Annotated in this window: 14 protein-coding genes; 6 read left to right on the top strand and 8 right to left on the bottom strand. The window is 59.6% G+C overall.

The features are described from left to right. Nucleotides 1–9: 9 nt before the first annotated feature. Nucleotides 10–429, bottom strand: a complete 420-nt coding sequence (locus CRN80_RS12905; protein ID WP_003194410.1) for a hypothetical protein — start codon at nt 427–429, stop codon at nt 10–12. A gap of 222 nt (nt 430–651) precedes the next feature. On the opposite strand from CRN80_RS12905, the gene hrpB reads away from it, so the two are divergent. Then, nucleotides 652–3,162 (top strand): ATP-dependent helicase HrpB, encoded by a 2,511-nt coding sequence (hrpB, locus tag CRN80_RS12910; RefSeq protein ID WP_098950290.1) that lies wholly within the window; start codon nt 652–654, stop codon nt 3,160–3,162. A gap of 84 nt (nt 3,163–3,246) precedes the next feature. Here hrpB and CRN80_RS12915 read toward each other — a convergent pair whose 3' ends face one another. The 4 genes from CRN80_RS12915 to CRN80_RS12930 form a co-directional block, all read right to left on the bottom strand. Then, nucleotides 3,247–4,203, bottom strand: a complete 957-nt coding sequence (locus CRN80_RS12915; RefSeq protein ID WP_098950291.1) for a TauD/TfdA family dioxygenase — start codon at nt 4,201–4,203, stop codon at nt 3,247–3,249. 31 nt (nt 4,204–4,234) lie between these two features. Next, nucleotides 4,235–4,972 carry a TSUP family transporter gene (locus tag CRN80_RS12920; protein WP_005791677.1) on the bottom strand — a complete coding sequence of 246 codons (738 nt, stop codon included), beginning with the start codon at nt 4,970–4,972 and terminating at the stop codon, nt 4,235–4,237. A gap of 296 nt (nt 4,973–5,268) precedes the next feature. Beyond that, the gene (locus CRN80_RS12925; protein ID WP_032895188.1) at nt 5,269–7,725 is read right to left on the bottom strand and encodes a membrane-bound PQQ-dependent dehydrogenase, glucose/quinate/shikimate family; all 2,457 of its coding nucleotides are present in this window, start codon (nt 7,723–7,725) and stop codon (nt 5,269–5,271) included. Between the two features lie 386 nt (nt 7,726–8,111). Continuing rightward, a complete protein-coding gene (locus CRN80_RS12930; RefSeq protein WP_032895190.1) occupies nt 8,112–9,014 on the bottom strand; it encodes a GntR family transcriptional regulator in 903 nt (300 codons plus the stop codon). A 190-nt stretch (nt 9,015–9,204) separates the two neighbouring features. Between CRN80_RS12930 and CRN80_RS12935 the strand changes: the two genes are divergently transcribed. Beyond that, a complete protein-coding gene (locus CRN80_RS12935; RefSeq protein ID WP_032895192.1) occupies nt 9,205–9,960 on the top strand; it encodes a hydroxypyruvate isomerase family protein in 756 nt (251 codons plus the stop codon). 3 nt (nt 9,961–9,963) lie between these two features. Here CRN80_RS12935 and CRN80_RS12940 read toward each other — a convergent pair whose 3' ends face one another. After that, nucleotides 9,964–11,052 (bottom strand): endonuclease/exonuclease/phosphatase family protein, encoded by a 1,089-nt coding sequence (locus tag CRN80_RS12940; protein ID WP_098950292.1) that lies wholly within the window; start codon nt 11,050–11,052, stop codon nt 9,964–9,966. 41 nt (nt 11,053–11,093) lie between these two features. Beyond that, entirely contained in the window at nt 11,094–11,753 is a 660-nt protein-coding gene (locus CRN80_RS12945) for a YciC family protein (protein WP_003194402.1), read from the bottom strand. Nucleotides 11,754–11,933: 180 nt separating this feature from the next. Between CRN80_RS12945 and CRN80_RS12950 the strand changes: the two genes are divergently transcribed. The 4 genes from CRN80_RS12950 to CRN80_RS12965 all read left to right on the top strand — a co-directional run bounded on the left by CRN80_RS12950 (nt 11,934) and on the right by CRN80_RS12965 (nt 14,479). Next, entirely contained in the window at nt 11,934–12,647 is a 714-nt protein-coding gene (locus CRN80_RS12950) for a DUF2076 domain-containing protein (RefSeq protein ID WP_098950293.1), read from the top strand. Between the two features lie 119 nt (nt 12,648–12,766). Further along, nucleotides 12,767–13,243, top strand: a complete 477-nt coding sequence (locus tag CRN80_RS12955) for an NYN domain-containing protein (protein ID WP_003194396.1) — start codon at nt 12,767–12,769, stop codon at nt 13,241–13,243. A gap of 25 nt (nt 13,244–13,268) precedes the next feature. Further along, nucleotides 13,269–13,880 (top strand): PolC-type DNA polymerase III, encoded by a 612-nt coding sequence (locus CRN80_RS12960; RefSeq protein WP_032895195.1) that lies wholly within the window; start codon nt 13,269–13,271, stop codon nt 13,878–13,880. 335 nt (nt 13,881–14,215) lie between these two features. Beyond that, the gene (locus CRN80_RS12965) at nt 14,216–14,479 is read left to right on the top strand and encodes an acyl carrier protein (RefSeq protein ID WP_098950294.1); all 264 of its coding nucleotides are present in this window, start codon (nt 14,216–14,218) and stop codon (nt 14,477–14,479) included. A gap of 181 nt (nt 14,480–14,660) precedes the next feature. On the opposite strand, the gene CRN80_RS12970 is transcribed toward CRN80_RS12965, so the two are convergent. Further along, the gene (locus CRN80_RS12970) at nt 14,661–15,122 is read right to left on the bottom strand and encodes an Lrp/AsnC family transcriptional regulator (RefSeq protein ID WP_098950295.1); all 462 of its coding nucleotides are present in this window, start codon (nt 15,120–15,122) and stop codon (nt 14,661–14,663) included. Between the last annotated feature and the right edge of the window lie 81 nt (nt 15,123–15,203).

Below are 15,203 nucleotides of genomic sequence, written 5' to 3' on the forward strand. Positions count from 1 at the left end.
GGGCAGTCCTTACGCGGCAGGCTGCAGGCCCAGGGCCGCCAGTTGCTGCACGCTGCCCTTGAACTGGATCAGGCGCGGGTCGTCCAGCGGCAAGGTACGGCCGGTTTCTTTCTGGATGATGCTTTGCAGCTTGGCGTTATCGACCGTGCCGTCGGCGCCGATGGCTTCGTGCAGTTTCTCGGGGGCGACCTGAGCTGTTTTGCCCGGTTCGAAGTAAATGGCGCCCGTGGCGAAGTCGACACCGAAGGCGATCAGGCCGGGGATCACATAAAACAACAGGCCGAGGGCATCGAGTACCGCGATGGTCGGGTCGATCTTGCCGTCGATCTGGCCACGACGGTCGGGGTAGAAAATCGACCCGCAGGCGGTAAGTTGGCTCAGCAGGGTAACGGCGAGGACACCGCCGATGACACGGGAAGCGATACGCATGAAAAAGTCTCCTGAACGCATTTGAAGAATGACTATAAGCGAGTCTACAAGGCGATGATGTCCAAATGTGGGAGCGGGCTTGCTCGCGAAAGCGGTGTATCAGCCATCCGATATGTCGCAGACCCACCGCATTCGCGAGCAAGCCCGCTCCCACATCTGACTCTGTTCCCAATGGGATTATGCAGTTCGCCGTTATACTCGCCGCTCTGCTTTGGAGCCAGTATGAATTCGTTGCCGATCGATGATGTTTTACCCGCCCTGCGTGACGCCTTGGCGCATCGCCATGAAGCCGTGCTGGAGGCGCCCCCCGGCGCCGGTAAAACCACCCGCGTGCCGTTGGCCTTGTTGCATGAGCCGTGGCTCGCCGGGCAAACCATCCTGATGCTCGAACCCCGGCGCCTGGCTGCCCGCGCTGCTGCCGAACGGCTGGCCAGTGAGCTGGGCGAAAAGGTCGGTGAGACCGTGGGCTACCGCATTCGCCTGGACAGCAAAGTCGGCCCTAATACGCGTATCGAGGTGGTCACCGAAGGCATCCTCACTCGCCGCCTGCAGGACGACCCGGCGCTGGACGGCGTGGGCCTGTTGATCTTTGACGAATTCCACGAGCGCAGCCTCGATGCTGACTTGGCGCTGGCCTTGAGCCTCAACGGACGCGAGTTGTTCCGCGACGAGCAGCCGCTGAAAATCCTGCTGATGTCCGCCACCCTTGAAGGCGAACGCCTGGCCGGCTTGCTGGATGACGCGCCGATCCTGCGCAGTGAAGGGCGCATGTTCCCGGTGCAGATGCGTTGGGGTCGACCCTACCAGGCCGGCGAGTTTATCGAGCCGCGCGTGGTGCAAACCGTCCTCGAAGCCCTGCATGACGAGACCGGCAGCGTGCTGGTGTTTTTGCCGGGGCAGGCGGAGATTCGCCGGGTCAACCAGCAACTGGCCGACGCTCTGGGTGATCGCCCTGATGTGCTGTTGTGCCCGCTGCATGGCGAGCTGGACCTCAATGCCCAGCGCGCCGCCATCGACCCGGCGCCGGCTGGCAAGCGCAAAGTGGTGCTGGCCACCAACATCGCCGAGACCAGCCTGACCATCAATGGCGTGCGCGTGGTGATCGACGCCGGGCTGGCGCGGGTGCCGCGTTTCGACCCCGGCAGCGGCATGACCCGCCTCGACACCCAGCGCATCTCCCGCGCCAGCGCCACCCAACGCGCCGGCCGGGCAGGGCGGTTGGAGCCGGGGGTGTGTTACCGGTTGTGGTCCGAAGACCAGCACGACGGTTTGGCCGCTTATGGCAGTGCGGAAATCCTCGCCGCCGACCTGGCCGGGCTGGCCTTGCAACTGGCCCGCTGGGGCGTGACGCCCAACCAATTGGTGTGGCTGGACGTACCACCCACGGCCGCGTATGCCCAGGCTCAGGACCTGTTGCAGCGCCTCGGTGCATTGGACGAAGAAAACCTCACCGCCCATGGCCAGAAGATGGCCGAGTTGCCGGCTCACCCGCGTATCGCCCATCTGTTATTGCGTGGCCAGGACCTGGGCCTCGCCGCCACCGCCTGCGACGTGGCAGCCCTGTTGGGCGAACGCGACATCTTGCGCGGCGGCGGTGCCGATTTGCACAGCCGCCTGGCGCTGATGTCCGGAGAAGAGCGTGCGCGCGGCACCCAAGGTGGCGTGCAGCGCGCAAAGCAGTTAGCCCGGCAATACCGGGGCTACCTGCGTGGCAAGGCGACCCAGCCGGTGGACAACCCCGACCACCCGCGCTGGCTCGGCGCCTTGCTGGCACTGGCCTACCCGGACCGCGTGGCCCAGCAACGCCGCCCCGGTGGCGCTGAATACCGCCTGGCCAATGGCCGAGCGGCGCTGTTTGCCGAAGCCGACAGCCTGATGAAACAACCCTGGCTGGTGATCGCCGACCTGGGCAGCCGCCAGGGCCAGCGCGAAGAGCGCATCTACCTGGCGGCGGATTTTGACCCGGCGCTGTTCGACACGGTGCTGGCCGAGCAAGTGCGCAACGTCGACCAACTCGACTGGGACGAGCGTGAAGGCGTCTTGCGCGCCGAGCGCCAGCGTAAAGTCGGCGAGTTGGTACTCAGCCGCGAACCCCTGACCGGCCTCGACGAATCCGCCCGCAGCCAGGCGCTGGTCAACCTGGTGCGCCGCAAAGGCTTGGAGTTGCTGCCCTGGACCCCGGAGCTGCGCCAATGGCAAGCCCGTGTGATGCTGCTGCGCCAATTGGATGCCGGCAAAACCAGTGAGTGGCCCGACCTCAGCGACAAGGCCCTGCTCGCCAGCCTGGAGCATTGGCTGATGCCTTACCTGGGCAAGGTCTCGCGCCTCAGCCATTTTGCCAACCTGGATATTTCCAGCTACCTGCATAACCTGTTGCCCTGGCCCTTGCCCCAGCGCCTGGACGAACTGGCGCCTCAGCATGTGAAAGTGCCGTCGGGGTCATCGGTGCGCCTGGACTACAGCGAACAGCCGCCGATTTTGGCGGTGCGCTTGCAGGAATTGTTCGGGCTGGCAGACACCCCGCGCATTGCCGGCGGGCGCCTGGCCGTGAAACTGCACCTGCTGTCCCCGGCGCGGCGGCCGGTGCAGGTCACGCAGGATCTGGCGAACTTCTGGCGCAGTACCTATGCCGAGGTGAAGAAGGATCTCAAGGGGCGATACCCCAAGCATTACTGGCCGGATGACCCGTTGGTGGCCGAAGCGACGGCCAGGATCAAGCCCAGAAAACCTTGAGTATAAGTAACTCCCCAGTCTTTTTTGATGACTGGGGGTTATCTGAAAGGGTGTAATCACCGCAAGAAGGTTGCCTTGAAGGACTTAAAGCGCTTCAAGTGCGCTATCGAATTGCTTATGCGCGTTCAGCAACGACTGGCTCGATTGAGCGTGGATGCCGCAGGTGTACTCGATGAACGAATGTTCGGCTGTTTCAGACTGGGCGATATTGTAGTTCTGAAAGGGCAGCATGGCCCTGCGCACCGGTGACTGATCCAGGATGTTCTTGAATGTGGTGCTTGTATCATCGGCGATCCACAGCCTTCTGACTTTTCTCTGCTGGTTGCCATCGATGAATTTATGCCGTGCATGGAGGACCCGCAGGTTATCCATCACCAAAATATCCCCCGGTTCAAGGCTGACAGGGGTGATGTAGTGCTCGTTGGTGGAATAGTGGGTCTGGATGTATTTGAACGCAGCGTTGGCCCACTCGGGGATAAAAGCGGTGCTGTCGTACCGGTAGCGAATTCTTAACTTTTGGTCGTCGATCTTTTCGAAGACGGCGCAATCGATGGACAACAAATCGTCGCGGCAGTAGGTGACACTGCCGCTGGTCATCAATATGTTTAACGTCTCGGTATTATTGGCAAGCAAGTCGTTGTAGATTTTCTGCCCATCCACCAGGAAGTTGTCGCCGCCAAATTCAGGCTTTGAAACGCACTGAAGAATGACAAACTTGGGGGGCGTGATTTTTTTCGCAGTGCCCTCGACGTAGGCGATGCCATTCAAGAATGATCCATCGGTATGCGGGAAAAAATCGCTCGACAGTTCACCATGATAATCATCCTTGAACCGTTGCCAGTCCTTGTTGATCGGTTCGCCACCGCCCACCACACCATGTTCATCGGACTTGGTATGAAACTGAATCAGCCCGAACTTTCCGGCGGCCTCTCTAAAGGCTTCCAGAGAGTGGTCTCGAGGTTTGATGATGCAATAGCCATGCTCTTTCAGAAAGCTCGAGATTTCTTTGGTCTCAAAAAAATCAAACTTACGTGTGCTCATTTCACGCTCCTTGTTTTATTGGAAGAACTTTTTATAGGCCGTTGAAAAAATGATCGAAGATCATCTTCAAACCAAAAAACGTCACCCCTGCCTTTAACAGCATTGCGCCGACACGCTGCGATATACGGTCTCTGAGAAAGCCGCCCAGGTAAGAACCCAATGTGGAGGCGGTAATCATGATGATGATCAGGTTGGCGTAATCCATGAACGCAAAACCTGCAATCACAAAGGCGGCGACCTTGAGCCCGTGCAGTACGCTCATTTGCATGGCGTGGGTGACAATGACTTCGTTTTTATTAATATTCATCTTCATCAGGATGGGCTGCGATATCAAACCGGTTACGGCCACGAACAACGAAAGGAAGGTTTGAAAGAAGCCCACCAGGGCAAAGTTTTTAAATATAAAACCCAGGCGCGCGACGATCTTGGTCCACGTGATGGCCAGAATGAAGAAGCCGAGAATCAGTGATAAGTATTGCTCGGGGAATTTGCCGATGAAGAAGTAGCCGATGAAGGCGCCGACCAGGCAACCTATTACGTATTTGGGCAGGATTTCCACTTTTGCACTTTTGAAGTCAAACGCGAATCGACTGGCGTTGCTGACCATTTGAATCAAACCGTGAACCGGTACGACCGCAGAGATAGGGATAAATTGAGGCATGACCGCCAGCAGTCCAATCCCGCCGCCCACACCAATGGCAGCCGTCATGAATGAAGTGATAAAACTGACGCCCACCAATAGATACAAACCATCAGAAAGTTCGAGCATTATTAATTCCTGTCCCATTTTATAAAGCGTAAAGCGTATATATCGATGCGCTGGCTTCTCACGGGGTGAATAAGCCGGGCGCAATCGCCTGCGAGCGCGCTGAGAGTCAGGCGCTTTTAATCTTGCGTAGAAATGAGTGTTGAGGCGTGATTAACGGGCAGCCGTGATAGTCGTTACTTGTAACCTTCCCGCAATAAGTAATGAGAACTTAGTCACACCAGAAGCTACGCCATGACTTACGGGATAGAACATGTCTATCCATACGGTCATAGCGAGCCTCTCAAACAGCACGCGATTTATTGCGCGGGCAAGGCCCAGGCGATGATGCTGTCGCCCAACTTGGTTGGGATCCGGTCATGACCGCCAACCACCGCCACGACGTACTGTCGACCCTGGCTCATGTAGGTCAAGGGCGACGCCTGATTGCCTGCCGGAAGGCGTTCTTCCCAGAGCAGTTCGCCAGTTTCGCTGTTGTAAGCCCGCATGAACCGGTCGATAGCGGCACCGATGAACGTCACGCCGCCGGCGGTTGTCACGCCCGTTGCATCACTCGGTGTACCGATTTCGAAGCGCATCCGGGAGGCGATCCCCCAAGGTCCACTGTCATAGCCTGTGCCGAACGGGCGGCTCCAGACGACATCGCGAGTGCGCAGGTCGATACCGGCGATAAAGCCCCAGGGTGGCGCAATGCAAGGCTGGTCAAGGGATGACATCCACGGATCTTTAATCGCGCCGTAAGGCAAACCGGCCTGGACGCGAAAACCCTGAGCATTGCCCGGCGACTCCTGGAACGACTTGGCATTGATGGCATCGAGTTCTTCGCGAGGCACCAGCCCCTGCATATAAGGGAGGCGCTGATTATTGATGATCAGCAGCCCTCGCTTGAGGTCTACCATCACTCCGCCCCAGTTCAAGCCGCCATGATGGCCGGGGAAGATCAGACTTTGCTGGCCCACGACCGGCGGAGTGAAGATTCCTTCGTAGCGTGCCTGGCGAAATTCGAGGCGACATTGCATCTGATCGAAAGGCGTCAGGCCCCAGGCGTTGGCTTCGGTCAGTACTTCCGGTGTTTTCGATGGGCGCCCCATGGTGCTCGGCATATCGGGGGACAGTGGTTGGGTGGCTGCGGTGTAGTCGCCCGGGGCGGTGCCCTGTGGAACGGGAGCTTGCACGACATCTACCAGTGGTTCGCCGGTGGCGCGGTCAAGCACGAACAACTGGCCGGATTTGGTCGCCTGAATCACGGCCGGCCGTGGCCCGGTAGCCGTCGGAAAATCAATCAGGCTGGGTTGCGGGCTCAGGTCGTAGTCCCATAGATCATGGTGGACTGTCTGGAAGTGCCAGCGGACCTTACCGGTGGTGGCGTCCAGTGCGACCAAAGAAGAGCTGAACGTGTCTTCTTGTTCTGTGCGGGTGCCGCCATAGAAATCGCCCGCTGCGTTGCCGGTGGTGACATACACCAGGCCCAGTTCATCGTCGGCCGACAGCGGTGCCCACGAGTTGGGGGTGCTGAGGGTGTAGGTCTCGTTGTCACGAGCGGGGGCGTTGGTGTCTGGCCGGCCCAAATCCCAGGCCCACTTCTGTTTGCCGGTCACTGCATCGTAGGCGCGTACCACGCCCGAGGGGGCAGGGCGTACATCCGAGTCGAGCACGCGGCCCCCGGTGATCACCACCCCGCGAATGACCAGAGGGGCAGATGTGATGCCGGTTGAGCCTTTTCTGAAGGTGCCCAGCCCGTCTTTCAAATCCGCAAAACCTGCGTTGCCGAAGTCGGGGCACGCCTGGCCGGTCAGGGCGTCTACCGCGCCCAGGCGAATATCATTGGTGCCCCAAATGATGCGCGAGGCGCACAAGCCACTGGCATTGGGGACTTCGAAATAAGAGACGCCACGGCAATAGGCGCCGCCATTGGCGAAGTAGTCCGGGTCGACTTTGGAGTCGAATCGCCAGTTCTCCTTCCCGGTAGTGGCATCCAGGGAAATGATGATTTGCTTGGGGGTGCAGGTGTAGAGCGAGTTACCCACCTTGATCGGCGTGGCTTCGTTCAAGTACTTGGTTTTCTCACCGGGTTGCTTCACGTCGCCGTGGTGGTATTCCCAGGCTTTGACCAGGCCCGACACATTCGAAGGCGTGATTTGCGACGCGGCTGAATAGTGGTTGCCCAGGTTGGAGCCTGCATAAGCGGTCCAGTTGGTCTCGGTGTGTGACGCGGCAATATTGCCGTCTGGAGAGGCGACGGTGCTGCGGCTGAACGTTGCGGTGGGGCGTGTGGTGGCGAGCGCCGAGTCGGCAAGGTGAACGCTTTTCGGGAAGAACAGCGGCACCAGGATGGTAGCCCCCATCACCAGCGGCAGCACACCCATGATGGTGAAGTAATGACTTTTTCTGGCGTTGGCAAAATCACGCCGTACCACGGGCCAGAACGCCAGGAACGGCACGCTGAGAACCGCCAGCCACGCCAGGCGTGGAATATAGGCCCAGCCATCGTAACCAGACTCCCACACCGCCCAGGCATAGGTGGCCACAGAGGCCGCGCCATAAAGGTAGAGGCCGAGGGGCTTTTTCAGGCCCATGAGGATGGCCGATAACAACAGCGCGGTGCCCATCATCGCGTAATAAGGCGACCCCCCCGCGGCCATCAGCACGCCGCCCTTATAGGCCAGCATCACGCCTAGCAGGGCAACCACTGTGTTGTACCCCCCGAACAGGAGGTTTGAGACTCCCGCTGCGCTACCCAACGTCCTTTCGTTCATGGCAACCATCCCTGTGCGATTTCGATGCGGATCCGTGTCCGAGCGGCGCGCATGATTGCCTATTGTTGTAACGAAATACAATATGTAGTGAAAAAATTAACTGTTTGGTGATTTTTTTGTATTGTGTTTCGATTAGAAACAATTGTGCTAGGCTGATTGGCCCTTTATCGGGCGGGGGATGGCGAAGCTGCGGCACTGACGTAATGCCGTGCAGTTAAGCCTATAGCGCCCTCTGTAGGAGCGAGCTTGCTCGCGAAAAACATCAACGATAACGCGTGTTTCCTGTGTGAACGCGGCGCCTGTGATTTTTTCGCGAACAAGCTCGCTCCTACAAAAAGCCTTAACTGCACGGCATTACGCCACTGACGGGTTGCCAGTGACGTGCTCTAGATTTGGCTGTCTTCTGGCGTTGCGCGTTGATCAGTCTTGAGTCGACCGACTTGATCCAGGTGGCGCCAGAGAAACTGTGCGGCTTCTTCACGCCGATCAGACTCGATGAGGTCGAGCAAATGGATGTGTTCCTGGCATTGCGCCTTAAGACGCGTGCGATCGATGTTGGCCTTGTAGCCCATAAAGCGCCTGAGCTGATTCTGGTGGCGTATGGCGTCGATGAAAAAAACATTGCCGGAACACTGCACGATCATTTCGTGAAACTGGGCGCCCACCTGGAACAGTTGCGCGCGGGACAGGGTCTGGATCTCGCCGTCGATCAGGGCCTGTTGCTGTTGCCTGGCCTGGGCAAACGCGGCGTGATTGACCTGATAACCCGGCTCAAGCAGCGCCGCCGGTTCGATGGCCATCCGGAAACGGTAGCTTTGAATGTGCGCCTGCGTGTTATGCACGAAGTCCTTGAGGCCCCACCCTTGGCCCGGCTTACGCTCCACCATCGCTTCGCTGGCCAGCCGGTTCAGCACCTTGAGCAACTGCCCCCGCGGCACCTCGTAACGCCGCAACAACTGCGCTTCGAAAAAGTGCGCAGGTATTTCACCGCCCAGAATGTCGTCGACCACACGCAGGTAAAAGTCCTCGAAAGGATCGCTGGCGCAAGGCACTGCGGCCTCCTGAATCTGCCCGGCACCTTGTTTGAGGAAGTAGCCACGATTGGGCTCTTGAATGGCAAGGTCCCATTCGGCGAGCAAGGCAAAAACCCGCCGAATCGGCGAGCGCGACACCCCGAGCGCTTGGGCAAAGGTCTGCTCGCGCAAGGGCTCACCGGCTTTCATCGAACGGGCGCGAACCAGGTCGATGACGCGGGGGGCCAACTGCAGGGCGAGGTCTTTCTTGATCACAGGTTCTATTCCGAATGGTTAGCTTCAGTCCGTTCCCGTCGGGGCAGATGCCCCCACCGCACTGGAGTGGGAAAATACCATACGAAGAGCATGAGTATTCGCACTGACCACTTTCGATAGTGTGGCGCTGGAGCCGCGAAGGAGGCTCCAGGCTGATGATTTGTTTATTCCCAGGATGGATAGGTACCCAATGCTCAAATTCAATGCTCACCTCGGTTTTCAATTCAACGAATTGCCTTTTCTGCAACGCATCGAAGCCGCCGCCGCTGCCGGTTTCAGGGCGGTGGAGTTCCCGTCCCCCTATGAATTCGACGCCAGCCTGCTCGCCGACCACCTGGCCCAATACAACCTGCCGTTGATTCAGTTCGCGGCGCCGGCGGGTGTGACCAAAGGCATCGCTGCCTTGCAGGGCAAGGAGCAGGAATTTCGCGATGGGCTGTGCGAGGCTGCCCGCTATGCGAAGGCGCTGAACTGCTCGGATGTGCACATCATGTCGGGCGTGACCACGCCTCAGGATGAGAGCGCGGTTGCCTACACCAATAACCTGGAATACGCGGTCAAGTACCTTGAAGATCAGGGTTTGCGAACGTTGATTGAAGTGATCAGCCCGCAGGCGATGCCAGGCTATTACCTGTCTGACTTCAGCAAGGCCCAGCAGGTGCTGGAAACCTTTACGAGTGTCGGGATGATTCTGGACCTTTACCATGCCCAGCTGTTGACCGGCGATGCAGCCGGGGTGCTGGCGCAGTTTTACGACAGGACCGTCCATGTACAAATCGCCGACAACCCGGGGCGTCATGAGCCGGGCACCGGGACCATGGACTTTGCTGGCTTGTTCGCGGCGCTGGAGCAGCGTGGCTACCGAGGATGGATCGGCTGTGAATACCGCCCATCCGGCACCACGGTTGCCAGCCTTGAGTGGCTTAAGCCGCTCCTGAAACCCTAGGGCTTATTGCGCGGCAGGCAGCAGGAAGCGGGCGATCACCGGCAGGTGGTTGGAAATGCGCAACGTATCTTCCTGGCGCACCTTGGCTTCCAGACGTTTGATCCGCGAGCTGTAGAACAGGTAATCCAGCGTGCGATCCGGGCCATCAAGGCCTGGGTCGTTGGGGAAGTGCGTCAGCCATTTCTCACGGTCGATGCCACTGGATTGGCTGTTGCTGGGGATCATCGGGTACTTGTCCCACAGCAGATGCAACTCACTGTCCGGCGAATACTGGCCACGCTTGCTCGCGTCCAGGCGCAAGAACTGGCCCAGTGGCAGCAGGTTGAAATCCCCGCCAATCAACCAGGGTGTGCCGCGACCTTCGAGTTTATCCAGCAGTTTTACCGTACTCGTGACTTGCTCCCGCACGGCACTGCGCCCAGGCGCACCGCCGTCCAGGCGTGTATTGAGCACGGCCAGTTGGCCGCCATCGCTCAAGGGCAGGTAAGTCAGTAGCAACGCAGGTTTAGGCTGGAACTGGCGGCTGATGAAGTTGGCTTCGGCGGTTGGCAGTTGCAGGCGTTCGGCGTGTTCGATCTGGTAGCGGCTGAGGGTAGCGAGCTTGCGCCCCACGCTACCGAAGATGTGCAGGCTGGGCACAAAGTCGGCTTTCCAGTCGAACGCCTGGGTGCTGCACGGGTACAGATCCACCAGGCGCTCCTGCAACAGCGCAAACTGGTCCTGATAGTGGGAAGGCTTGGCGCCTTCGTCGACTTCCTGCAACAGCAGGATGTCGGGCTGTTCGTCGCGAATCACCCGGGCCACTTCGTCGAGGCTGAACGCCATGTCTTCGACGGTGGGGCGATCATCCGGGCCGCTGCCGTCCGGGGTGTCGTACCAGAACACGTAGTTCTTGCCGGCCAGGTATTGCACATTCCAGGTCATGACCTTGAGCGCCTGCCCCGGCAACAACGTCGGCGCGCGGGGTGCCACGCAGCTGACGGGCAGGGTCTCTTTGTCGGCAGGGCGCCAGGTCAGGCTGTAGATCAGCGCGGCCAGCAGGCCGGCGATGATCAACAGGCTCAACAGGGTGATGCGCAATAAACGGGTCATCGGCTCGGCTTATATGCGTGTCAGAAGAGCCACGGAGCATATCACCGCACGTCGGCGTCGCCACCGATCAGCATGAATAAACGGAACAACACCACGCTGGTGAACAGTTGCAGAAAGCTGTGGGCGCTGTCCATCAGCAGCCCCAGCAACGGCGCCGGCTCAGGGTACGCCGCCACGCTGGCGCCCTTGAGCAGCCACAGCGGCGTCATCACGCACAGCAGGCACACCAGGATGCGCCAGAAATGCCCACGGGTCAGGCGCAGGCTTTCCTTCATCGCCGCCAACGCCGGCATGCCGCGCAATACCAGCAGGTATTCGGCAAACGCCAACACCACCATCAGCCACAGGCCCGGCAGGAAATACAGCGACAGCCCCAGCAGAATCAGCAAGGTGCTCATGGCCGTCAGCAGGGCGAAACGCGGCCACAGGCTCAAGGCCATGGCCCATATGTCCTTGGTGCGCGGCGACTCGCCCCGGGTGCGGGCGTCGAGAAACAGGATCAGGGCGCCGGTGTACAGCGGGTACACCAATAAACCCACGACCACGCTGTAGCCGGGAAACGCATCCGGGCCCAGCGTGTGGTCCAGCACCTGTTGCAGCAAGGCTTCGAGGATCACCAATGGCAGGCACAGCTGGACGATGGCGCCCAGGTTGCGCTGGGTAAAGCGGAAGGAGTCGCGCAAAACGTCTAACGGATTCATCGGGGTCATCACAGGCCTGGAAGCAGAGGGCGACACTTTAACCGATCAGGCTCAAAGGGGCGCAAACGTAAACCTTGAGTAAAGACCATTGAAACAACTCGTAACATCCCCATAACTGAAAAGCCCCTGGCCTGATCACAGGCGGGACGAGAATTTTTATCGGCAATCTACGAGGTCGCCATGAACAGCGAAGAGCAAACCCTGATCGATGGACTGTTTTCTCGGTTGCAGCAAGCCGAAACGGACTCAGCCCCCCGCGACGCACAGGCCGAAGCGCGGATCAAGGAGCATATGGCTCGCCAACCCGCCGTCGGCTACTACATGACCCAGTCGATTCTGGTGCAGGAACATGCGCTGCAAAGCCTTGACGCGCAGAACAAGCAACAGGCCCAGCAGATCCAGCAATTGCAGGACGAGTTGCAACGGGCCAAGGCCACGCAACCTGCGCCGGCCAGCGGTGGTGGGTTCCTGTCGAGCATCTTTGGCGGCGGCTCCCGGGAGCCACAGCCTGCGCCGAGTAACTCAGGTGGGGGCTGGCGTGAACCGGCGCGGCCCGCTTTTGGCCAGCCTGCGCCGCAGCAGAACTACCAGCCGCCGCAAGCACCGGTCGCCGCACCAGCCGGCAGTGGTTTCCTCGGTGGCGCCATGAAGACCGCCGCGGGTGTGGCCGGTGGTGTGTTGCTGGCCGAAGGGATCAGCAGCCTGTTCCATCACAACTCGCAGCCGCAGGTAGTGGAGGAGATCATCGAACAACCGGCACCGGCCAGCGATCAAGGCAACTGGGGCAACGATGACCAGCAGTTCGCCGGCAATGACCGCTGGGGCAGTGATAACACCGACAGCGATTATTCGGACGATTCCTCATCCTTTGGCGACGACGATTCTTTCGTCTGACCCACGCAGACCGGAACGCCACGGCGCTCCGGTCTGATTTTTTCCCGGAAACACTCCCTTGGCTGGCATACTGGCGCCCTTTCCGGGCGCTGGCGCCTGGCTGTCCATGAGGAAGTGCGGTGAAAAAAATTGCAGTGTTCGCCGATGTGCAAAACCTCTACTACACCGTGCGCCAGGCCTATGGTTGCCACTTCAACTACGCCGCTCTGTGGGCTGACATCAGCGCGCGCGGGCAGATTGTCGAGGCGTACGCCTATGCCATCGACCGTGGCGACAGCAAGCAGCAGCAGTTCCAGCAGATCCTGCGCAACCTGGGCTTTACGGTAAAACTCAAGCCGTACATCCAGCGCAGCGATGGCTCGGCCAAGGGCGACTGGGACGTGGGCATCACCCTGGACATCATGGACGCCGCCGACCATGTCGACGAGGTCGTGCTGGCCTCCGGTGACGGTGATTTCGACATGCTGCTCGAGCGCATTATCCACAAGCATGGCGTGCGCGCCGTGGCCTACGGCGTGCCGGGGCTGACGGCCAACTCATTGATACGCGCCGCCAGCCACTACGTGCCGATCGAAGGCGCGTTGTTGCTCAAATAGATCGTTGAACGGAGTAGGAACAGGTTTGGAACGCATAGCGGTCATCGACTTTGAAACCACCGGCATCACCCCCAGCAGCCACTGCCGGGCCACGGAGATTGGCGTGGTCATCCTCGAACGCGGGCAAATCGTGGACCGCTACCAGAGCCTGATGAACGCCGGCGTGCGTGTACCGGCGTTTATCGAACAGCTCACCGGCATCAGCAACGCCATGCTGCGCAGCGCGCCACCGGCTGAGCGGGTGATGAACGAGGTCAATGAGTTCGTCGGCACCACGCCACTGATGGCGCACAACGCCGCGTTCGACCAGAAGTTCTGGGACTTTGAGCTCGGCCTGATCCGCCGCACCCGCCTGCAAAAGTTCGCCTGCTCCCTGCTGCTGGCCCGCCGCCTCATGCCGGCGGCGCCCAACCACAAGCTCGGCACCCTCAACACCTACGCCAAACTGCCCCACACCGGCCAGGCTCACCGGGCGCTGGCGGACGCGGAAATGGCCGCTAACCTCACCGCGCACCTGGCCCAGGAACTGCGCCAGACTCATGGTTTGCGCGAGCTGTCCCATGACCTGTTGTGCACGTTGCAGAAAGTGCCTGCCGCAAAGATCAATGAACACCTGAAGAAACATCGCGGGTTCTAAGTACACTGAAGATGATCGTCCTCACGCTCCGCGTGGGCATGCATCTGGTGACGCTCCGCGTCACGACTTTAAGAGCGGACGCAGAGCGTCCAGGGCGGCATTCCCACGCAGAGCGTGGGAACGATCAGCAAATGCAGGGTGTCAGTCGCTAAATAAGTTGACTGACACACCGCCTTCGCGAGCAAGCCCGCTCCCACATGGGGTTATGCGTGTCCTATCGAGGCTGTGCGCACTCCAGCGCCTGGTCCACCACCCCGTTCATCACATCATCCGACGCGTGGGCCAGGGCATCTTCGAGGCTCAGGTTGTTATTCAGGATAAAAAGGCGGCTAGAAATGAAGGATCATTCGACCAGAGCCGACATCAGCGAAAAAGTGATCCAGCTATTCGTCGATATCATCGGTTTTATCGACCGAAGTGAAGTGACGGAGCAAACCGATTTCATCCATGACTTCGACATCATTGATGACGACCTGACGTGCTTTGTCATGCAGATCAAATGGCAGTTCAAGTTGCAAGCGACGCAGGAGGATTGGGATCACATCACGACCATCAAGCAGATAGTCGATCTGATCGAGCGCAGATCAAGCCCTTTGTAGGAGCGAGCTTGCTCGCGAAGAACGCCAACGGTGACGCTGGCGTCCTGAATGCACGCGGCGCCCTCGGGTTTTTCGCGAGCAAGCTCGCTCCTACAGGGGGGCGGCGGCGGGCAACCGGTGAGGCCACTGGCGCCATCGCAGGCAAGCCAGCTCCCACAGTTGACCGCGTCGCTTGGGCAGATCAGCCAGCATTTTTGCCATTGGTGTCCAACTGCCCCAACGGCACCCGCCGCTCTATGGCGCTGGACAAAATAATCGAGGTCTTGCTGAACCCGAACTTCGCCACCCGATTAATCAGGTCTTCCAGCTGCGGCATGGTGCCCACCGCCGCTTGCATGATCACGCAGGGGTCGCCGGTAACCCGGTGGCATTCGGTCAGTTCGGGTATTTCCGCCAGGGCGTCGTACACCTTTTGGCTGCCATGATTGGTCAGCCGCAACTCGATCACGCATTGAATCGGCAAGCCCACCTTGGATAAATCCACCTTGGCCTGGTAGCCGGTGATCACGCCGCTGGCCTCAAGCTTGGCCACGCGTTCGGCCACGGCGGGGGCGGAGAGGTTCACGGTGCGCGCCAGTTGCGCGTAGGAAGCACGGCCATCTTCAAGCAGGGCGCTGAGGAGCATGCGGTCGTATTTGTCCATGATAAGGCTCCGGTTGCGCATCGCTTTCGAAAGCACGGTTTATAGCCTTGATAACCATGGTTTGAGAAGTGTATTGGCGTT

The organism is Pseudomonas sp. FDAARGOS_380, assembly GCF_002591235.1.
Taxonomy (GTDB): Bacteria; Pseudomonadota; Gammaproteobacteria; order Pseudomonadales; family Pseudomonadaceae; genus Aquipseudomonas; species Aquipseudomonas salmasensis.

Bases quoted from the DNA above. Each gene is read 5' to 3' on its own strand.
- CRN80_RS12920 (WP_005791677.1), bottom strand. From the start codon at position 4,972: ATGCTCGAACTTTCTGATGGTTTGTATCTATTGGTGGGCGTCAGTTTT.
- hrpB (WP_098950290.1), top strand. From the start codon at position 652: ATGAATTCGTTGCCGATCGATGATGTTTTACCCGCCCTGCGTGACGCC.
- CRN80_RS12935 (WP_032895192.1), top strand. From the start codon at position 9,205: ATGCTCAAATTCAATGCTCACCTCGGTTTTCAATTCAACGAATTGCCT.
- CRN80_RS12940 (WP_098950292.1), bottom strand. From the start codon at position 11,052: ATGACCCGTTTATTGCGCATCACCCTGTTGAGCCTGTTGATCATCGCC.
- CRN80_RS12945 (WP_003194402.1), bottom strand. From the start codon at position 11,753: ATGAATCCGTTAGACGTTTTGCGCGACTCCTTCCGCTTTACCCAGCGC.
- CRN80_RS12915 (WP_098950291.1), bottom strand. From the start codon at position 4,203: ATGAGCACACGTAAGTTTGATTTTTTTGAGACCAAAGAAATCTCGAGC.
- CRN80_RS12965 (WP_098950294.1), top strand. From the start codon at position 14,216: ATGAAGGATCATTCGACCAGAGCCGACATCAGCGAAAAAGTGATCCAG.
- CRN80_RS12905 (WP_003194410.1), bottom strand. From the start codon at position 429: ATGCGTATCGCTTCCCGTGTCATCGGCGGTGTCCTCGCCGTTACCCTG.
- CRN80_RS12925 (WP_032895188.1), bottom strand. From the start codon at position 7,725: ATGAACGAAAGGACGTTGGGTAGCGCAGCGGGAGTCTCAAACCTCCTG.
- CRN80_RS12950 (WP_098950293.1), top strand. From the start codon at position 11,934: ATGAACAGCGAAGAGCAAACCCTGATCGATGGACTGTTTTCTCGGTTG.
- CRN80_RS12970 (WP_098950295.1), bottom strand. From the start codon at position 15,122: ATGGACAAATACGACCGCATGCTCCTCAGCGCCCTGCTTGAAGATGGC.